An 18,312-nucleotide genomic window follows, 5' to 3' on the forward strand; every position below is an offset into this window, starting at 1 on the left:
AAACTTTGTACACTAATCTAGCTTATTTTGATCAAAAGATGCCTAAAACTTGGCACAGGACTTGTATATAACATAACCAAAGAATTAAAAATGTCTATATTTTGAATAAGACAAGGGGATATGTATGAAAACAAAAAAGACAATTCATTTATTAATGACTGCGCTTCTCGCATTAACATTGGCATCATGTGGGAGTGATAATAAATCTAGTGGAGATGGTGGTGCCGGTACTAACTACGGCGCTTCGAATGTTGGTACAGGAACGAGTGGAAACGCTGGTAATCCAGTTTCTGCAGAGTCTTTTAGAGATGCCGTTGCAAATGCACTTTTTTCACAGGTGTCTGCATCGAATATATACTACTTTCAAAAAGAAACAGGGTCATATAGTGATAGTTGTTGGAATGGAACATATAAAGGGAACTTCAATGAGAAGTATGGCGCAAGAGCATTAAACTCAGATGGCTCAATTGCAAGAAACTTTACAATGAATAGATATGGTTGTTCTGTGCCAATGAGCTTTGATGAGGATCCAATCCCTGGAAGTAACTTAACTGAAATGAAAAATAATTTAGTGAATATGATTAACAATGCAATCAACACTCACGATGTGTACAACAATAGAACACTTGCGAAAGTTGTTGGAAATACGAGATATCCTTATTTCCCATCATCAGTAACATGTCAAGTTTACGATACTGGATGTTCACAGTACCAAAGTGTTGGGACAAAAGTATGGGAAGTTCTTGTAAATGGAGAGTGGCTAAGAATTGACTTAAATAGTTCACTAATTCAACAACCTGTTTATCGTTTCGATAATTAATAAAATATCTAAATACTTGATTGGAAAGCACGGACATAGGGCCGTGCTTTTTTTATTTTTGCAACTATCCATGCATGAAACCAAAAAATCCTATATAATAATATTATCTTAATATTTAAATGAAGGATTATTTATGGCTAAGTACAAAACAGATTTAAAAGATGTAAATTTTAATCTTTTTAACATGTGTGATATCGGAAAAGAAGCCGCCGAATTTGGTTACGGTGAAGCTGAATTAAAAGATATCCTACTTCAATTTGATAAATTTGTTGAAAATGAAATTTATCCAACTCGTACACCAGGTGATGAAGAAGGCGTAAAGATGGTAAATGGGAACGTTAAAGTTCCAGATTGCTTCGGTCCGCTTAATCAAAAGTTTTATGAAAATGGTTGGTACGCTCTAGGTTACCCTGAAGATATCGGTGGAATGCCAGCTCCACACGCACTTAAAATTGCATGTTATTCAATGGCAATTGGAGCAAACGTTTCATGGTCAATGTATTATGGACTAACTCAAGGTGCGATGAACGTAATTTTAAAAGTTGGTTCGCAAGAGCAGAAAGATTTATATGTGCCAAAAATGATGGAAGGAACTTGGGGAGGGACAATGTGTCTTACTGAACCAGGTGCTGGGTCTGATGTTGGTGCAGCGAAGACAACTGCAAAGCCGCTTGGCAATGGAAAGTACGCAATCAATGGTGTGAAGATTTTTATCTCTTCAGGAGAAAGTGATCTTTACAGTAATAATATCCACCTTGTTTTAGCAAAGACTCCGGGAGCTGCTGAGGGGACGAAAGGACTTTCACTTTTCATCGTTCCTCGATTTGATGTTGAGACTGGAAAATCAAATAACGTAAGATGTACAAAACTTGAAGATAAAATGGGACTTCATGGTCAAGCGACATGTGAATTAACATTTGGTCAAGATGGAGAGTGTGTTGGAGAGCTAATCGGTAATGAGTTTGATGGTATGGCCAACATGTTTATCATGATGAATGAAGCAAGACTTCTTTGTGGACTTCAAGGTGAGTCACAAGCAAACCTTGCATATATGCTAACTGAGCAATACGCAAAAGAAAGAAGTCAGTTTGGGGCTGAGATTATTAATTTCCCAGACGTAAAAAGAATGCTTCTAAAAATGAGATCAACTGCAAGAGGTTTAAGAGCACTTTGTCTTTATACAGGAAATCTTTTTGATAGAGCTGAAAAAGGTGATAAAGCTGCTGAAGCAGAGATCGCACTATTTATTCCAATTTGTAAGTCATACTGTTCGGATGAAGGCTTCAATGTTTCTGTTGATGCTATTCAAACTCACGGTGGATATGGATTCTGTACTGAGTATGGTGTTGAACAGTTTGCTAGGGATACTAAGATTGCTTCAATCTATGAAGGAACAAATGGTATTCAGGCAATCGACTTTGTAATAAGAAAAATATTAAAAGATAAGGCGCAAACATTCTTCGCAGTTGGTAAGAAAATACAAAAAGCAATGGCTGCTGATGAAGCAAAAGTATGGTCTCACGAAGTTGCGATGATTGGTAAATCAATGGAAATGAGTGAGAAAATTCTTGAGAAGATGACAAAAATGGCAATGAGTAAAAATGAAAGTGGAATTCTTGCTCATGCTACAGATTTCTTAAATTACTGTGGGAACTTAGTTCTCTCTTGGTTGTTACTAGAGCATGCAATCGTTGCAAGCAAAGAACTTCAATCAGCTTCAGGTGAGGAAGATAAGAAATTCTATCAATCAAAAATTGATGATTTCAAAGTTTTCTGCCAGTACCAGTTAACAAGAAATATTGGTCTTGCTAACAGTATCTTGAACTTTGATGAAGATTTAACAAAAATAACAGTTTAATAAAAAAGAGAGAGTGTTTTCCATGGATATGGATAAGTTTAATAGTGCGGTAGAAGCATTTAATGCTACTACCCACGGTAGTACGGATTACTACCAAGATGATGTTTTCATCATGCTTGAAGAAGAGAAATATGCTCCTCTTAGTTACTTGAAAAAGAAAGTTGAAAATTTTCAAGCAGATTTTTTAATTGAAACTGGATTTATCTACGACTCATTTGAATTAGTGGGACAAGATAATTTTCAGGATTGGTACGAAAAACAATTTTCGAGAAAACTTAAGAGAAGCCAAGCAAAGAAAATTTTATTTCTACATCTACCTGACAATAAGAAAATTTTTGATGCTATTGAAACAGTTAACAAGTGCTACGAGACACTAAGAGATCAGAGAATTCTTTTTAATGGAAAGAAGCTACCTGTTCAGTTAGGTGAGTGGTACGCGAAGTGTATCTTTGGATTAATGCAAGAAAAGTCTACTTCCCAAAGAGGTTTTGATTTCACTTTAGGAGATAAGAGAGTCGAAGTTAAAGTTCAGTGGGGTGATGCAACTTCTCCAAAGGGTGTGAAGCTTAGAAAATCTCTGGTTGATTTGAGTGATTATGTCATTATCATTTATATGGCCAAAAATTTTATGATTAGGGAAGTTTGCTTCTTAGATTCATCTTATGTCTCAAGAAAGTTTGCAAGCAAAGGGCATACGGTATTTTTAAAAGATAGTGAGATTAATTCTTATTTCTTTTCAAGATCAGCGAAGCATAAGGATAAAGTCGTCAACTCAAACGCGTTGATGAAATATTCGCTACCAAATTTTGCAATGAAATTAACAGAAAATTTTGAGAAATAAGAAAGGCCTCGAAAGAGGCCTTTTTTGTTAGTCTAGCTTATATTCAAGAAGACGACAGTCGAGATCACCATTAAAAAATGGAAGTTTTTTTGTCGCTTTGAGGCGAATGTTCTTTCTAAGATCTCCGTGGAGAGTGAAGATATACGCTGTTGAACCTTGGTATTTGTTTTTTAATACCTCTCCAATATCGTGGTAAAACTCATTAATTTCACTACTTGGATTGATTCTTTCTCCGTATGGAGGATTAAATATAATTGTCGCTGGACCAGGAAGTGGATTGTCCATTTGTAGAAAATCTTCATTAAAGAAAGTTACAAAGTCTGCTCGACCAAATACTTTTCTTAAGTGTTCAATCGTAAACTTAATATTCTCAGTATCGATATCGTTAGCAAAGAAAGTTCCGGGCTCAAAATTCTTAATCTCTCTCATTGCATCATCAACAAGTCTTTCACTAAATGTATTAAACCAAGACTTAAGATCAGAATTTAGAAACCAATCTTGTTTCATGAAGGAAAGTCTAACTCTATTTCTAAGAGTAATAAAGGCCGGTGTAATTCCAGCTTTTAGAAGAATTGCTTCGATTAGTAGAGTACCTGATCCTACCATTGGATCAAAGTAGATACCTTTCTTTGGATTCCATGAACTAGAGCTAACAAGTGCCGCCGCTAAGTTCTCTCTAAGAGGTGCTCTGTGGGTTGAGTCTCTATATCCTCTCTTATCAAGAGAGATTCCTGTTAGATCAACATATACTTTTGCAAGAAAGTCTTTTTTAGTCGCTTCAATTCTTTGAAGAAATGATACGTCTGCATTATTTGTATCAACATCAGACCTTTTTCCAAATTGCTCTCTTTGATTGTCAACAAGTGAATCTTTTAAAAGCTGAGAAAGGAAAATTGAGTTTCTAAAAACGCGATTAGCTTCACGATCAAGAAGTGTCGAGATTTTAAATGTGTGTTGTGGCTTGATGTAATCATCCCACTTAATTTTCTTAGAGTTTGGATAAATATCTTTCTCATTGCGAACATAGAAGTAGTGAACTTCTTTGTAAACACGACTCGCAATTCTCGTTTGAACAGTAAAGCTGATTGCTTTCTTGTTCTCAGCTTTAAAAGAAACACCTCCGCGAGAGATTTTTCCAAATAGCTTGTGAGATTTGAGTTCTGTTAATAATAATTCTTCAGCACCAGTTGGGCATGAAGCAAAAAAGAAGCTTTCATTAGTCATTAGTTTCTACCGTTTGTTTAAATATTTCTGCACGATATAGAAGTTGTTTATAGCTATCGGCCATCAGTGGATTAAGGGTTCCTTCTTTGAATCTTTTAATCCTCCATAGAGCTATAGAGAAAAGTCCTAGTATAACAGCATCGTTTAAAAATTCTTTTTCGATTAAAGGCAAAGGCCTTACCGATTCGTATCCTCGAAGATATGACTCCATTAATGGTAAACTAATTCTTCCTTTTTCAAGGCAGCTTCCTGAAATTGAAATCCCTAGGTCGAGAATAAATTCACCAACTCCACTTTGTTCAAAATCAAGAACGGCCACAATATGGTCATTGTGGAAGAGAGTGTTGTCATAATAAAGGTCACCGTGAATGATGCCCTTATCGAAGTTTGTTGTTAGATATTTTTGAAGTCTATCTTGTAATAAACCATCAAGTAATTCTTTGAAGTCATCTGGGCAAGTTGATTGCTTGGAGTACTCTGCAATTATAGAAGCCGGGTAGCTTAGTTCTTCACTCGGGCGCAGACCTTCTGTGTTGGCCTTGGTGATATGAAGCTTTGCAAGGGCCATTCCTATTTCAAAACAAGTTGAGTCTCCCGGTCCAGGTGGAATTCCATCAACGAATGGAAAAAGTACCCCATAGTATGAGCCCTTTTCATAAACTAATTCACCCGAAAGTGTTTTGATTGGAATTATTGAATAAGGATAATCACTCTTTCGAAGCTCTTCTAAAATGCGCATTTCATCGAGAACTTGTTCTTTATTTTTATCATTCGAAACTTTTAGCAAATACTTGTTATTTGCTGTGATAATTTCGTAATTAGAATTAGAAATTCCAAGGGATAAGGCCCTGAAAGATTCAATCGAATCTGTCACATATAGTTCAAAGATTTCAGCTATTTCTGAAATAGTTAGTTTTGTATAATCACCCATAGCGCAGATGTATATTTTACGTCTAATTGTGTCAAGACGAGAGGGTTAAACTTATATGGTTTGTGCCGCGTTATTTGTCTGAAAATACAACGTTTCTTGGCACAATGAGGTCTTTGATGTTATAGTTTTCGAGATTTAATCAATAATAATTTATAAAGAGAGGAACTTATGAGTTTTACTGACTACAAAGTAAAAGACATTTCCCTAGCAGACTGGGGAAGAAAAGAAATTAAAATCGCTGAATCTGAGATGCCAGGACTTATGGCCCTTAGAGCAGAGTTTGGTGCTTCTAAGCCTCTTAAAGGTGCAAGAATCGCTGGTTGTCTTCACATGACAATTCAAACAGCGGTACTTATTGAAACTCTAATTGAACTTGGAGCGGAAGTAAGATGGTCATCATGTAATATTTATTCAACTCAAGATCAAGCAGCAGCAGCAATCGCAGCAGCTGGTATTCCTGTATTTGCATGGAAAGGTATGAACGAAGAAGAATTTGACTGGTGTATCGAGCAAACTCTTAAGTGGGCCGATGGTTCACAACTTAATATGATTCTTGATGATGGTGGGGACCTAACTAATATGGTTCACGACAAGTATCCAGAACTAATCGCTGGGATCAAGGGTCTTTCAGAAGAAACTACTACTGGTGTTCACAGACTATATGAGAGAGTTCAAAAAGGTACTCTTAAAATGCCAGCAATCAATATTAATGACTCTGTTACAAAATCAAAATTTGATAACCTTTACGGGTGTAGAGAGTCTCTAGTTGATGGTATTAAGAGAGCTACTGACGTTATGATCGCTGGTAAGGCATGTGTTGTTGTTGGTTACGGAGATGTTGGAAAAGGTTCAGCAGCTTCACTTAAAGGTCTTGGTGGACGTGTAATCGTTACAGAAATCGATCCAATCTGCGCACTACAAGCTGCAATGGAAGGTTATGAAGTAATGAAGATGGATAAAGCTGCTACAATCGGTGATATCTTCGTTACAACTACTGGATGTGTTGACGTTATCAATGCTAAGCACTTAGATAGCATGAGAGATGGAGCGATCGTTTGTAACATCGGTCACTTTGATTCTGAAATCAATATTAAGCACCTACACCAAAACTACACAGAAGATAATATTAAGCCACAAGTTGATATGTATACTTCTAAAGAAGGCAAGAGAATTATCCTTCTTGCTCAAGGAAGACTTGTTAACCTTGGATGTGCAACAGGACACCCATCGTTTGTTATGTCTAACTCATTTTGTAACCAAGTTCTTGCTCAGCTTGAACTTTGGGAAAACTCTGCAAAATATGAGAACAAAGTTTATATGCTTCCAAAGCATCTAGACGAAAAAGTTGCAAGAGCTCACCTTGCAAAAATTGGAATTGAACTTGATACTCTAACTTCTCAACAAGCTGAGTACCTAAACATTCCAGTTGAAGGTCCATACAAGCCAGATCATTACAGATATTAATAAATAAAACAGAAGTGGGTGGAAAAGAGATTTTCCACCTATCTTTTTTATGGATGTCTTATGAAAATTTTTATCGCAACTGATCACGGTGCTCTTGAGCAAAAAAATGAACTTGCAAAATATCTAATTGCAAGTGGTCACGAAATCATTGATCTTGGAACACATACTCCAGACAGCTGTCACTATCCAGAATATGCGACCTCTTTAGCAAGAGAAGTTATCAAGCATCAAAGCTTTGGTATTCTTCTCTGTGGTTCAGGTATTGGTGTCAGTGTTGTGGCCAATAAGTATAAAGGTATCACAGCTGCGCTTTGCCGATCTGTTGATGATGCAAGACTTTCTCGTGAGCATAATAATGCCAATGTTATTTGCTTTGGTGGAAGAGTTTCTACTGTTGAAGATATGAAAGTGATGGCCGATACTTTTTTAAGTACAAAGTTTGAAGGCGGAAGACATGAAACGCGAACGCAAATGTTTGCAAATCTTGGAACGGAATTAGTATGAAATTAGATTTAAAATGGACAGAGAAAATTGGTTTTCCAATTATTTTTTCTATTATTATTGGATCAGTAATTATTGCGAGAACTGACTTAACCTACTATCAAGCGGTCCTTACTCGTGAAGATGGATTCCTCGAGTGGTTAACTGTTGTTGCTCTTTTTATGGGTGCCCTGACTTGTTTTTATCGAGCGAAGATTCTTGTTACTTTTAGACCATCTACCTTTATTTTGGGACTAGTGGTGATGGGTTTTATTTTTCTATTTGGAGTAGGAGAAGAAATTAGCTGGGGACAAAGAATTTTTGGCTGGGGATCACCTCAGTTTTTCCAACAGTTTAATACTCAGGGTGAGACAAATATTCACAACCTCGCTTTTGGTGGGACTAAACTTAATAAGCTAGTGTTTGGTTTAATCCTAGGGATCTGTATTGCATTTTACTTTTTGGTGCTTCCTTTTCTTTATAAGAAGTTTCCAAAGGTTAGAAGCCTAGTTGATAGATTTGCACTTCCTATTCCAAAAGGCTTTCATATTGTAGCTTATTTAATTTTAGCTGGTTTGGCGGAATTAATTCCAGGACATAAGAAGGGCGAGATTTTAGAGTTTGGTGGTTGTTGGATTTTTTATATGATGACCCTCGAGCCATTTAATAGAGAACGTTTTTCAAGAAAGTCATTTAAGAGATAAAAAAAGCACCTTGAAGGTGCTTTTTTTATATTAACTTTCCAAAGATTCTTAAAACTCTAAGTTTTAAGACGGCGAATACTGCTTCAGTAATAATACCTCCACCCATTTTTGACTGACCGTCACGTCTTTCATAAAAAATGATCGGAACTTCTTTTACATTTAGTCCCATTGCCCAAATTTTATAATTAAGCTCTAGTTGAAAGATATATCCGTTAGAAATAATGCGATCAAGATTAAGGCTTGTTAACGCCTTTCTTGTAAAGCATTTGAATCCACCAGTCGTATCGTGGACGGGAATGTTCGTAATAAAACGAGTATAAATAGATGCTAGGTAAGAGAGTAGTAGTCGTCTAAATGGCCAGTTGATGATTCTAATTCCGTCGATATAGCGAGAACCAATTACAAGATCATTTGTTTGTGCTGCTTCTAGAAGATCTGGAATTTGATTTGGGTCGTGGGAAAAGTCACAGTCCATTTCAAATACAAAGTCATAACCTTTTTCAATCGCCCATCTAAAACCAGTGATGTAAGCAGTTCCAAGCCCAAGCTTTCCTTTTCTTTCAATCATATTAAGGTTGCTATAAGTCGCTTGAAGCTTTTTAACAACTTCTGCTGTTCCATCTGGTGAGCCATCTTCAATAATAAGAAGTGAGATCTCAGGATAAAGACCAAAAACAGTTGTGATCATTCTCTCAATATTATCAATTTCATTATAAGTTGGAATAATGATGAGTGTTTTATTATATGGTAACAAGATATTCTCCTATCTCATACATGACGGACATTTACGCTTAATGTTCTGGCGGTACTGATTGGTCATGTGGTGAAAATAATTAATAGCTTTTTTTCCCATATCACTCTCAATTAGCCAAGAAAATTTACTCACAAGTGGGTTGAGTTGCATGAGATAAGTGACAACTTCCTTGCCTGAAATAAACGTCCCATCTTCCTTAATCAGGTGAATTTCTTCATAACACTTATCTTTGTTTAGGAGCGGGAAAACTTCGTATATCGATTCATCCTGAATAGGAACCATCGTGATACTATCAGTTTTATTGATCTTCAGTAGTGAGTCTTTAAATCTGACGCAGAGTGAGCACTCTTGGTCAAATAGTAGAATTGGTAACTTTGGTTTATCTTCCATGACAACCCCTTTTGTTTAAAGTTATTCAGCGATATCGAGCCTCTTCCTCGCACTTACTTGGTAGCGGCGTGAGATGATATCAAATATTCCTGTACTCTTGTCTCTCGTTATTTCTGCGGAGCGAGATGCTGTCTCTGCAAATTTGATAACACCAGAGTTTGTTCCATTATTAGTACCTTTCTTTCTTTTCATTTTATTTAACATACTTGCATAATCGTCGTTCTTCTTTGAGCTCTTAGATGAACCAGAAATTCCATCTCCTCCAGTAAACTTCATTGAAGGAGTTGTGCTTCTTGCATTGTATTTATAAGGCTTATAGGCCGCATATCTTCTACTTGCACTTGCTTTAAACTTCTCTTCGTTCTTCTTTGATTCTGGAGTAGCTTTTTGTGAAAGAATCGCTGCTCCTAGTTCTTTTGATAGGCCAAGGGCCTCAAACTCTGCAAGGGTATTTTTTTGGTCATCGTTGAGAGGAGATTTTTCAAGATCAATCTTATCTGCATTGTCTTTTAGAATCCCTTTTGCCATCGCAAATAATTTTCCTGAGTCTGTATTTACTTCGTATACGGTTTGGCCTGGCTTCATTGAGCCCTTAGCCATTTTTAGAAAAGGTGAGAGTGCCATGGCAGCGGGCTGTGGAATATGAATACCATCAAGATTACCTTTAATCGTCTTATCAAGACATGTATTCGTTTTTGCACAGGCACATGTTGCATCTGTTTTTAGCTGTTCAGTTAAACAAGAAACTTGGTAAGTCGTATCACCTGCAACACGTTGTCTGATCTCTGGCATACAGTAAGTAACATCATTCATTGTTTCAGGTTGAGAACAGTAACAATCACGTTCAGAAATAGGGTTACAAGCACCTGCTCCTTTAAGTTTTGAAGCTAGTTGCTCAACTGTTCTTTGAGCTTTTTCATGCTCTTTCTTTTCCCAGTCGTAGTAACGCCATAGAAGAGTAGAAGCTCCAAGTTTTAACCAGTTTTGCCAAGCGGTTGGACTAGCTGGACCCATCAGCATTGCTGTATAACAAGCTGTTGTTGCTCCCCAACCGATAACCTGAGTCTTTACAGATTTTGCACGACCCTCATGACTCCTTGCTTGCTTATATAGCATATCCGCTTGGGTTTCCTGGGACTTCGAAGGTGTTTGCTCAATGAATTCTTGCTCAGTCTTTTGTTGAAATAAAGCTATTGTTTCTGTTCCCATTGGAATGTAGCGACAGTAGTCTTCCATCTCATCTTTTTCTTGGCCGTTTTTTTTCTTGTCACCATCTAAGGCGTCTTCTGCGGTACTGGCGTCATCTTTTGCTGCTTTAGAAGCCTCATCTGTAAGACCTTCCTTTTCAGCTAGTTCCTGAGTGTTATCTCTTTTATTAATTAGATCCTTAGTTTTCTTACCTGAGTCCGAGCACATCGAGTCATCTACGTTACAAAGGTTAGAGACCCCACCTTCATTTTTTTTAAGAGTCGATCCAACTCCAGACATCCCAATAATCATCGTATAGGCCTGGGCAACACCTTTCATCATAGTAGGTGACATACCCATGAATTTTCCACCTGAGGTAGCATCAGCGCCACTCACGATAGTGAGACATTCATCCTTATTATAACCCTTAGCCTCACACTCTTCGTTAAGATTGTCTTGGTAGTTTCTTTGCAAATATCCTTGGTGTTGATAATTCTCCATTGTCTGCTTTTGCTGATCAGTGAGATTTCCAGTGCGAATATCGCGAGCTGTAGGAGCTGTCTCTTGTGCAAGCAATGAGCAAGTAATAAAGAATGTGAGAAATAATTTGTGCATAAAAATAACCTGTCATTAGTGTTTTCAACATTTTAACACGTTCTTGCATTGATCTGCGTTATAAGCAAAATCTACCTTGATATATTTACGTATTTTCAGTGCCTTATGCTCTCTTTGGGACTGTGATATTAAGATTTTGGCTGTCACAAATAATTGACATTAGTCAGTCAAATATTGCTTTTAGCGCCTGAGCTTGATAAAGTTAGGCCATGAATACTGATAAAAAAAATAAAGAAGCTGAATTATCGCACTCGATGGTGCACTACCTTTTGACTATCCATAAATTGAAAGAAGACAGGGGATATGCTCGTGTGACTGATATTGCTCGCGATCTTGGACTGACTAAAGGAAGTGTTTCAACAGCACTAAATAATTTAAAAAAGAAGAACTTAGTAAAGGAAGAAGAGGATACAAAATTCTTACTTCTTACTAGTGAAGGTCATGATGAAGTTCACAGAATTTTATCATCAAGGACTTTACTATATTATTTCCTGAGAGATTTTGTCGGAGTTAGTGAAGAACTGGCCGAGAGGGATTCATGTCAGATGGAACATTTAATGAGTCCAGAGACGAGTGAAAAGTTCTTTGAGTTTATGAAAACTTTGGCCTGTTCTTGTGAGGATCTACAAAAGTCGGGTAAACTTCCTAAAGGTTTTAATTTTAAAACAACTCTTGATTTGTGTGATTTCACGACAGCGGAAGAGTTTATGGAAGGACAAAAGGGTGACTCGTACTTATCAGACGACCACAAAGATTCTTAAACTAATATCTATTTTTATGATGTCCATAAATCTATGGGCATCTACTTATTGCTTCGAAAGATCTGAATCCTTATTCAAAGTCAAAACAGAATTAAAAAAAATCATGCTTAGTGATGAAGATGTCATTATTGATACTAAATCTAATTGTATTGAAACAGCGGTCAGGCCTTACAGAGAAGGACTTATTAGTAAGTTCTTGCGCTTAAATTATAATACTAAGCCTGAACTCTCAAGGAAGTCGCAGATTTCTGGACAACTTTGTCGCTTTCATTTGAAAAAAACTGAAATGACAGAAAAGAAACTCGATAAGCTTGATATTGGAAAAAATAATAGAGCTTCGACAACGACAACAAATGAGAAAGTTCTTTCTTCGCGTGAGATACTTGTCTCAGAAGGGCGTGTTGGTCTTCTAACGATTGATGATGAGAATATCTATGTGAAGTGTGAAAAGTACTCGTCAAACTATGGTGTCGATTTTTCGCTTACAAGTGAATTTGCTCAGAGCTTAACAACATCAATAACAGTAGTAAAAGGTGAGTGGGTTAATATATCAACAATAAGAAATGACCTTTCTCAAAAATCTAATACTAAATCGCTTTCTCACGGAATTGAGTACAAGAAGCAAATAGGAGAGAAAACGATAAATTATTTCGTTTCAATACAATAATGATTTTCAGTACAATTAAAAATATTCATCAAGAATTTGTGAATATAGACAAGAAAGATAGAAGAAATATTTTAGCAGTCGCTTTTAATTTATTTCTCGTTCTTTTTTCTTATCCAATGATTCGTTCAGCATCAACAGCTATTTTCTTGGAGAAGTTTGGTGCGAAGAATACACCTCTCGTTTGGATTCTTTCAGTTATTGCCTTGTCTTTGTCCGTAACTTTGTTTAACCGTTTTCAAAAAAAGAAAGATGTTTTCTTCTTATATAATTTTGTAGTTTTTGTAACTGTAATCTTCTTTTTAATTTGTAATGGACTTTATTATTTAGATTTCAGTTACTCATCTTATTTTTATTATGTCTGGAAAGAAGTTTATATTATCTTGCTTGTTCACTTATCTCTTGGATATCTAAATGCAAGTGTTGAGTATAAAGTTGCAAAATTAACTTATGGACCGCTTGGAGCACTGGGGAGTCTTGGAGGAGTTCTAGGTGGTATTGCAACTAACAAGTTTATTCCATGGATGAATGCAATTAATGGCGGACATGGAGTATTCTTTGTCGGGCTTTTGGGAGTTACTGTCGTTGCGTTGACTCACTTTGTTTTTAGATCAACAGGAGAATCTGTTCATTTGAAACAAGATCAGAAAAAAGAATTATCTCCATTAAGATCTGTCAGAGATGTAAAATCTTACGTTTTTTTAGTGGCATCGATTGTCGCCATATCACAATTTGTAATCAATTTAGCGAACTATAAATTTAATCTTGGTATTGAAGGAAGTGTAAATGGCCTTGAGGAAAAGGCGACTTTCTTAGGCAACGTGTACTCAAATATCAACTTAATTAGTTTTCTATTTCAAATATTTCTCATACCAATAATATTGAAGTTCATTAAAGTTAAGTGGGTTCACTTCTTTATTCCATTCATCTATATCCTTATTTTCTTTACTACTTTAGGACCAGTGGGTGGGTTTATTCCAGTGACAATACTATTTGTTACTTACAAGGGATTAGACTATTCACTTTTTTCAACTGCAAAGGAAATGTTATACTTCCCACTGTTGGATGTGCAGAAATATGGAGCCAAGTACATTGTTGATATGATCGTCTATAGAGCTTCTAAGATGGTGATTTCGGCGGTACTACTCATTTATAACACGGCATTTTTTGTTGACTGTACTCTAGGAATTTGCTTAATTGTTTGGATAATATTAACGGCTTTTTTATTTACAAAGAAGCACGATAGATAACATTGGAGATATTATGTCTAATCCATTTTTTTCAGAATATAAAACACCATTTGGAGCAGTACCTTTTGATGAAATTAAAAATGAGCACTACTTGCCGGCCCTTGCTAAAGCAATCGAAGAGTTAAATTCAGAGATCGAAGCAATTAAAACAAACTCAGAAGCTCCAACTTTCGAAAACACAATTGAAAAGTATGCTACTTCTGGAGAGATGCTTAATAAAGTTTCAGGAGTATTTTTTAATCTTCATTCAGCACATACTAATGATGAAATGACTGAGATTGCAAAAGAGTTTGCACCGAAGCTTACTGCTGCAACTAATAATATCAGATTAGATGCAAAACTTTTTGAAAGAATCAAAGCAGTATATGAAACAAAAGAATCACTCGCATTAACAGCTGAGCAAATGACACTTCTTGAAAAATCTTATAAGGATTTTGCTAGAAATGGAGCATTACTTGCTGATGCTCAAAAAGATGAAGTTCGAAAAATTGATGAAGAGTTATCAACTCTAGGTTTAAAGTTTTCTGACAACGTTTTAAAAGAAACCAATGAATATAAACTAGTTATTGAAAATGAAGCTGATCTTAAAGGTCTTCCAGAAAGTATTGTTGAAGCTGCTGCGATAACAGCTACTGAAAAGGGACATGAAGGAAAGTGGGTGTTTACTCTTGATTACACAAGTTATGGTCCATTTGTAACATACTGTGAAAATAGAGCGCTTAGAGAAGAAATCGCTCGTGCCGCTTCTAAGAAAGCATGTAAAGGTGATGAGAGAGATAATCAAGAGATTATTAAAAGAATCGCGGTTTTAAGACATAAGAGAGCAAATATTCTAGGATATGCTACACATGCTGATTTCGTCCTTGAAGAAAGAATGGCCCTAAAAGCATCAAATGTTTTTGGATTACTTAATGATCTTAAAGATAAGGCTATGCCAGCTGCAAAAGAGCATATCGATGAGATCAAAGACTTTGCTAATAAGCTTGATGGTATTACTACTCTTATGCCATGGGACTACTCTTACTATTTTGAAAAACTAAAGAAAGAAAAGTATTCAATTGATGATGAAATGCTTCGTCCATATTTTAAACTCGAAAATGTTATTGATGGTATTTTCCAAGTTGCTAAAAAACTATTCGGCCTAAACTTTACAATAAGAAATGATATTCCTAAGTATCATGAAGATGTTATCACATATGAAGTTACTGACGCTGCTGGAAACCACGTAGCTCTTTTTTATGGGGATTACTTCCCACGCGCAACTAAGAGAAGTGGTGCATGGATGACACTTTTTAGAGAGCAGCATATCGATGGAAATACTGATATTCGCCCACATGTGGCCAATGTTTGTAATTTTACAAAACCGACAAAAACTAAACCATCTCTATTAACTTTCAATGAAGTGACAACTCTTTTTCACGAGTTTGGACATGGTCTTCATGGAATGCTTTCAAAGTGTAAGTATGAAACACTCGCTGGTACAAATGTTTTCTGGGACTTTGTAGAGCTGCCTTCTCAAATCATGGAAAACTGGGCCTACGAAAAAGAATGTCTTGATTTATTTGCTAAGCACTATGAAACAGGTGAATTAATCCCTGCAGAGCTAGTTGAGAAAGTTAAAACAAGTGCTAATTTTGGCGAAGGTCAAGGAACTTTAAGACAACTTTCATTTGGACTTTTAGATATGTCATGGCATGCGGCTGATCCATCTTCAATTGATAGTGTTGAAGATCATGAAGAGAAAGCTACTCGTGATGTTAGACTTCTTCCAAAAATCGATGGTGGACTAAGCAGTACTGCATTCGGACATATTTTTGCTGGTGGATATTCAGCTGGTTATTACAGCTATAAATGGGCCGAAGTTCTAGATGCTGATGCATTTGAGTTTTTTAAAGAGAAAGGAATATTTAATACAGAGGTTGCTGATCTTTTTAGAGAAAATATCTTGGAGAAGGGTGGGTCTGAGCATCCTATGAAGCTCTATAAGCAATTCAGAGGGCATGAGCCAAAGGTTGATGCTTTACTTAGAAGAAGTGGTTTACTTTAAAAATAGATGGGCACCTAGAGTGCCCTTTTTTTATCAAATATTTCTTTAGCATGTCTCCATGTGTAGTTATTAAGACCTTCGTTGCAAAGATTTAAAAGGTGAGGAAATAACTGATCTGAGAAATCTTCTGAACTTTCTTTTGGTAAAGCTGAAGGGAGATTATCTATTGCAATGATACTGATATCTGATTCGAAAGCATTGATTATTGGATCATCCCAAGTTGTATGACTAGAGTAAATTGGTATGGGATTTAGTTCACTATTTGGATCACAGCTGACATCAGAAATAATTTTTAGTGTTGTATTTAACTTTATTATGTCTTGATCTAAAAATGGATTTATTTTATCTGTCATCAAGACAGTGTTAACAAAAATATCGTGTTCAAGGATTTCTTTAAACGGGCCACCTTTACTTGTTTCTTCTACATCCCATTTTGTTGATGATAGACCAAGGTCTTCGAGTAGTTGATTAGCACCAGTTCCACATCTTCCTAGAGCACCAATAATGAGAGATGTCGGTGGTTTTATACCGTCAAGCTTAGTCTTTAATAAACTTACCCATTCTGACTTATTCTGATAGTGTTTTAGCCTTGCTGGAGGTTCATTTTTGAGATGATGACAGTAATTTTCGACGGCAAGAGCTGCTCCTACATATCCGGCCCAGAATCCGAAAGCAGCAACACGACGACCATTTTCTTGGAGTAAAAACTCAAGATCGAATAGAATGCCTTCTCCTTTGTTATATCTCTCAAAAACATCTTTCGCACCATCTTGGCCCTTAAAAATATGAGCAAAATAAATGTGCTTATGAGTAAGATTGAATGTATCCTCTTTTAACTCTTTGAGACCTAAGATAAAAGCATCGAGTGGAGCGTTAGTTATCCAAGAATTTGAAGGTACAATTGTTGCACCAATTTTTTTATAATCATCTATTGGGAAAATTCGATCTATCGATTCTTCGACTATGACCTGGTGGCCAGCATTGATCAATTTTCCAGCATTTTGTGGAGTAAGAGGTGTACGTTTTTCATTCTCTTTTACTTCGTCTCTGAGCCATATTGTAGTCATATCATCCTTCTATTTTATCTTGTATCGATGTATCTCTTTGCGCCGCTTCACTATTTGAATTGTAAAGTGACTTCATATCTTTAAAAAGCAATCTTGGAAAAACACAAACTGCAAAAATAATTGCGATCGTTTTTAAAATTGTTACTGTGTCAATTTTATCCCCAATAATAGAGATGATTATTCCACTGGCAATGTTTGGAAAAACAAAGGAGAGGTCAAGAAGAGCAAAAACACGAGAAAGGTATTTGGAATCAACTTTTATTGATACATAGTTTAATTGACTTGTTATGCGCACAAATACTGCAATTCCCCATAAGAGAAAGATTATCAGTGAGCTGTAAAAACCCGGAATGTAGAGCCATAAAAGCATTAAAATTGGTTCGGTACAAAGTGACCAAACAATCATTTTTCCAGGTAGATATTTTTCATGAAATTTCTGGCTAACCCAGCCTCCAATTACGCCACCAAGACCAAAGAATGAAAAAGTTATTCCATAGGCCTGCTCGTCAAGTTTCAGAACATCTAGGAAGTAAGGCAGCATAAGGGGAATAAGAAAACCAATACAAAATCCTGCAACAATAGCATTTGATACAACAGCTACAAGGTCACGATTTTTTGAAATATAAGTGAAGCCTTCATATGATTCTCTTATAATTGACTTCCCACTCTCTTCTTTTTTAGGGGGAGTGTAGTGAATTGTACCAATAAGATAAATTCCAATAAAGTAAGTGAATAGATCAAAACTTAGAACTTCGTGGATCCCTTTAAATGTTGAATAAAGAGTTGCCCCCAAAAAAGGACCTAGCATGTGCAGAATTGCAAATGTTGATCCGAAAAGAGCATTTGCCTTTGGTATATCTTTTTGAGGAACTATATCATTGACGAGGGTTTGTCTTGTTGGATTATAGATCCCAGTAAATAGAGCAATTAGGCCATCAACCGCGATAATCCAATAAACATCTTTGATAAAAAATAAAGAAGCAACTAATGGAATTCTCCCATAATTTGTAAAAAGTAAGAGGTTCCTTCGATTGAACTTTTCGCCAAGAGCTCCTCCAAGAATATTACCTAATGTTAAGAAAAAGAGAAACACTGCACGTGCAGCACCTAAGTAGGACTTGTTATTACTACTAAGCTCAAAAACCACGAGCATTAAGGCTGTCTCTGTAATGAATGAGCCTAACTCTGAAGTTAAGCCCGCAAGATATAGCTTCTTAAAATTTGGATATTTTAAAACTTTTGGCAGGGCCACAA

The 18,312-nt window shown here is 36.2% G+C and carries 17 protein-coding genes; 10 read left to right on the forward strand and 7 right to left on the reverse strand.

Annotated features, from left to right (window positions below; genetic code table 11):
- Nucleotides 1-124 precede the first annotated feature (124 nt).
- The 3 genes from M900_RS01570 (at nt 125) to M900_RS01580 (ending at nt 3,519) form a co-directional block, all read left to right on the forward strand.
- Nucleotides 125-820, forward strand: coding sequence for a hypothetical protein (locus M900_RS01570; protein WP_021273573.1), 696 nt, complete (start codon nt 125-127; stop codon nt 818-820).
- 133 nt (nt 821-953) lie between these two features.
- Entirely contained in the window at nt 954-2,678 is a 1,725-nt protein-coding gene (locus tag M900_RS01575) for an acyl-CoA dehydrogenase (protein WP_021273371.1), read from the forward strand.
- 28 nt (nt 2,679-2,706) lie between these two features.
- Entirely contained in the window at nt 2,707-3,519 is an 813-nt protein-coding gene (locus tag M900_RS01580; RefSeq protein ID WP_157680512.1) for a hypothetical protein, read from the forward strand.
- Between the two features lie 27 nt (nt 3,520-3,546).
- On the opposite strand, the gene M900_RS01585 is transcribed toward M900_RS01580, so the two are convergent.
- Nucleotides 3,547-4,743 carry a class I SAM-dependent RNA methyltransferase gene (locus M900_RS01585; protein ID WP_021273316.1) on the reverse strand — a complete coding sequence of 399 codons (1,197 nt, stop codon included), beginning with the start codon at nt 4,741-4,743 and terminating at the stop codon, nt 3,547-3,549.
- Entirely contained in the window at nt 4,736-5,674 is a 939-nt protein-coding gene (locus M900_RS01590; protein ID WP_021273088.1) for a homoserine kinase, read from the reverse strand. Before M900_RS01590 ends, M900_RS01585 begins: the two co-directional genes overlap by 8 nt.
- A gap of 168 nt (nt 5,675-5,842) precedes the next feature.
- Between M900_RS01590 and ahcY the strand changes: the two genes are divergently transcribed.
- Genes ahcY through M900_RS01605 form a run of 3 tightly spaced genes read left to right on the forward strand, consistent with a single transcriptional unit; the run spans nt 5,843 to nt 8,322 of the window.
- On the forward strand, nt 5,843-7,138 hold the full coding sequence (ahcY, locus tag M900_RS01595; RefSeq protein WP_021273157.1) for an adenosylhomocysteinase: 1,296 nt from the start codon (nt 5,843-5,845) through the stop codon (nt 7,136-7,138).
- A gap of 60 nt (nt 7,139-7,198) precedes the next feature.
- The gene (gene rpiB / locus M900_RS01600; protein ID WP_021273236.1) at nt 7,199-7,642 is read left to right on the forward strand and encodes a ribose 5-phosphate isomerase B; all 444 of its coding nucleotides are present in this window, start codon (nt 7,199-7,201) and stop codon (nt 7,640-7,642) included.
- Nucleotides 7,639-8,322 (forward strand): hypothetical protein, encoded by a 684-nt coding sequence (locus tag M900_RS01605; protein ID WP_021273258.1) that lies wholly within the window; start codon nt 7,639-7,641, stop codon nt 8,320-8,322. Before rpiB ends, M900_RS01605 begins: the two co-directional genes overlap by 4 nt.
- A 25-nt stretch (nt 8,323-8,347) precedes the next feature.
- Here M900_RS01605 and M900_RS01610 read toward each other — a convergent pair whose 3' ends face one another.
- From M900_RS01610 to M900_RS01620, 3 genes are read right to left on the reverse strand one after another with little or no spacing between them, the layout of a single operon-like run.
- Nucleotides 8,348-9,076, reverse strand: a complete 729-nt coding sequence (locus M900_RS01610; protein WP_021273407.1) for a polyprenol monophosphomannose synthase — start codon at nt 9,074-9,076, stop codon at nt 8,348-8,350.
- Nucleotides 9,077-9,085: 9 nt separating this feature from the next.
- Nucleotides 9,086-9,466: a thiol-disulfide oxidoreductase DCC family protein gene (locus M900_RS01615; RefSeq protein WP_021273189.1), complete on the reverse strand. Its 381-nt coding sequence runs from the start codon at nt 9,464-9,466 to the stop codon at nt 9,086-9,088.
- A gap of 21 nt (nt 9,467-9,487) precedes the next feature.
- Nucleotides 9,488-11,269 (reverse strand): hypothetical protein, encoded by a 1,782-nt coding sequence (locus M900_RS01620; RefSeq protein WP_021273532.1) that lies wholly within the window; start codon nt 11,267-11,269, stop codon nt 9,488-9,490.
- Between the two features lie 209 nt (nt 11,270-11,478).
- Between M900_RS01620 and M900_RS16820 the strand changes: the two genes are divergently transcribed.
- The 4 genes from M900_RS16820 to M900_RS01640 are packed head-to-tail and all read left to right on the forward strand — an operon-like array spanning nt 11,479 to nt 15,991.
- On the forward strand, nt 11,479-12,030 hold the full coding sequence (locus M900_RS16820; RefSeq protein WP_021273118.1) for a metal-dependent transcriptional regulator: 552 nt from the start codon (nt 11,479-11,481) through the stop codon (nt 12,028-12,030).
- Nucleotides 11,993-12,697: a hypothetical protein gene (locus M900_RS01630; RefSeq protein WP_034730790.1), complete on the forward strand. Its 705-nt coding sequence runs from the start codon at nt 11,993-11,995 to the stop codon at nt 12,695-12,697. Before M900_RS16820 ends, M900_RS01630 begins: the two co-directional genes overlap by 38 nt.
- The gene (locus M900_RS01635) at nt 12,697-13,944 is read left to right on the forward strand and encodes a membrane protein (protein ID WP_021273049.1); all 1,248 of its coding nucleotides are present in this window, start codon (nt 12,697-12,699) and stop codon (nt 13,942-13,944) included. The genes M900_RS01630 and M900_RS01635 overlap by 1 nt, the downstream gene beginning before the upstream one ends.
- 13 nt (nt 13,945-13,957) lie before the next feature.
- Nucleotides 13,958-15,991, forward strand: a complete 2,034-nt coding sequence (locus tag M900_RS01640) for a M3 family metallopeptidase (RefSeq protein ID WP_021273400.1) — start codon at nt 13,958-13,960, stop codon at nt 15,989-15,991.
- A 14-nt stretch (nt 15,992-16,005) separates the two neighbouring features.
- On the opposite strand, the gene M900_RS01645 is transcribed toward M900_RS01640, so the two are convergent.
- Both M900_RS01645 and M900_RS01650 read right to left on the reverse strand, forming a co-directional pair.
- Nucleotides 16,006-17,058 carry a saccharopine dehydrogenase gene (locus M900_RS01645; protein WP_021273305.1) on the reverse strand — a complete coding sequence of 351 codons (1,053 nt, stop codon included), beginning with the start codon at nt 17,056-17,058 and terminating at the stop codon, nt 16,006-16,008.
- Between the two features lies 1 nt (nt 17,059).
- The gene (locus tag M900_RS01650; protein ID WP_021273341.1) at nt 17,060-18,310 is read right to left on the reverse strand and encodes an MFS transporter; all 1,251 of its coding nucleotides are present in this window, start codon (nt 18,308-18,310) and stop codon (nt 17,060-17,062) included.
- Nucleotides 18,311-18,312: the final 2 nt, after the last annotated feature.

The sequence above is a fragment of the Bacteriovorax sp. Seq25_V genome (genome assembly GCF_000447795.1).
Taxonomy (GTDB): Bacteria; Bdellovibrionota; Bacteriovoracia; order Bacteriovoracales; family Bacteriovoracaceae; genus Halobacteriovorax_A.

Coding starts and splice junctions, on each gene's coding strand:
- M900_RS01620 (WP_021273532.1), bottom strand. CDS start 11,269: ATGCACAAATTATTTCTCACATTCTTTATTACTTGCTCATTGCTTGCA.
- M900_RS01570 (WP_021273573.1), top strand. CDS start 125: ATGAAAACAAAAAAGACAATTCATTTATTAATGACTGCGCTTCTCGCA.
- M900_RS01640 (WP_021273400.1), top strand. CDS start 13,958: ATGTCTAATCCATTTTTTTCAGAATATAAAACACCATTTGGAGCAGTA.
- M900_RS01590 (WP_021273088.1), bottom strand. CDS start 5,674: ATGGGTGATTATACAAAACTAACTATTTCAGAAATAGCTGAAATCTTT.
- rpiB (WP_021273236.1), top strand. CDS start 7,199: ATGAAAATTTTTATCGCAACTGATCACGGTGCTCTTGAGCAAAAAAAT.
- M900_RS01605 (WP_021273258.1), top strand. CDS start 7,639: ATGAAATTAGATTTAAAATGGACAGAGAAAATTGGTTTTCCAATTATT.
- M900_RS01580 (WP_157680512.1), top strand. CDS start 2,707: ATGGATAAGTTTAATAGTGCGGTAGAAGCATTTAATGCTACTACCCAC.
- M900_RS01645 (WP_021273305.1), bottom strand. CDS start 17,058: ATGACTACAATATGGCTCAGAGACGAAGTAAAAGAGAATGAAAAACGT.
- M900_RS01575 (WP_021273371.1), top strand. CDS start 954: ATGGCTAAGTACAAAACAGATTTAAAAGATGTAAATTTTAATCTTTTT.
- M900_RS01635 (WP_021273049.1), top strand. CDS start 12,697: ATGATTTTCAGTACAATTAAAAATATTCATCAAGAATTTGTGAATATA.
- M900_RS01615 (WP_021273189.1), bottom strand. CDS start 9,466: ATGGAAGATAAACCAAAGTTACCAATTCTACTATTTGACCAAGAGTGC.
- M900_RS01585 (WP_021273316.1), bottom strand. CDS start 4,743: ATGACTAATGAAAGCTTCTTTTTTGCTTCATGCCCAACTGGTGCTGAA.
- M900_RS16820 (WP_021273118.1), top strand. CDS start 11,479: ATGAATACTGATAAAAAAAATAAAGAAGCTGAATTATCGCACTCGATG.
- ahcY (WP_021273157.1), top strand. CDS start 5,843: ATGAGTTTTACTGACTACAAAGTAAAAGACATTTCCCTAGCAGACTGG.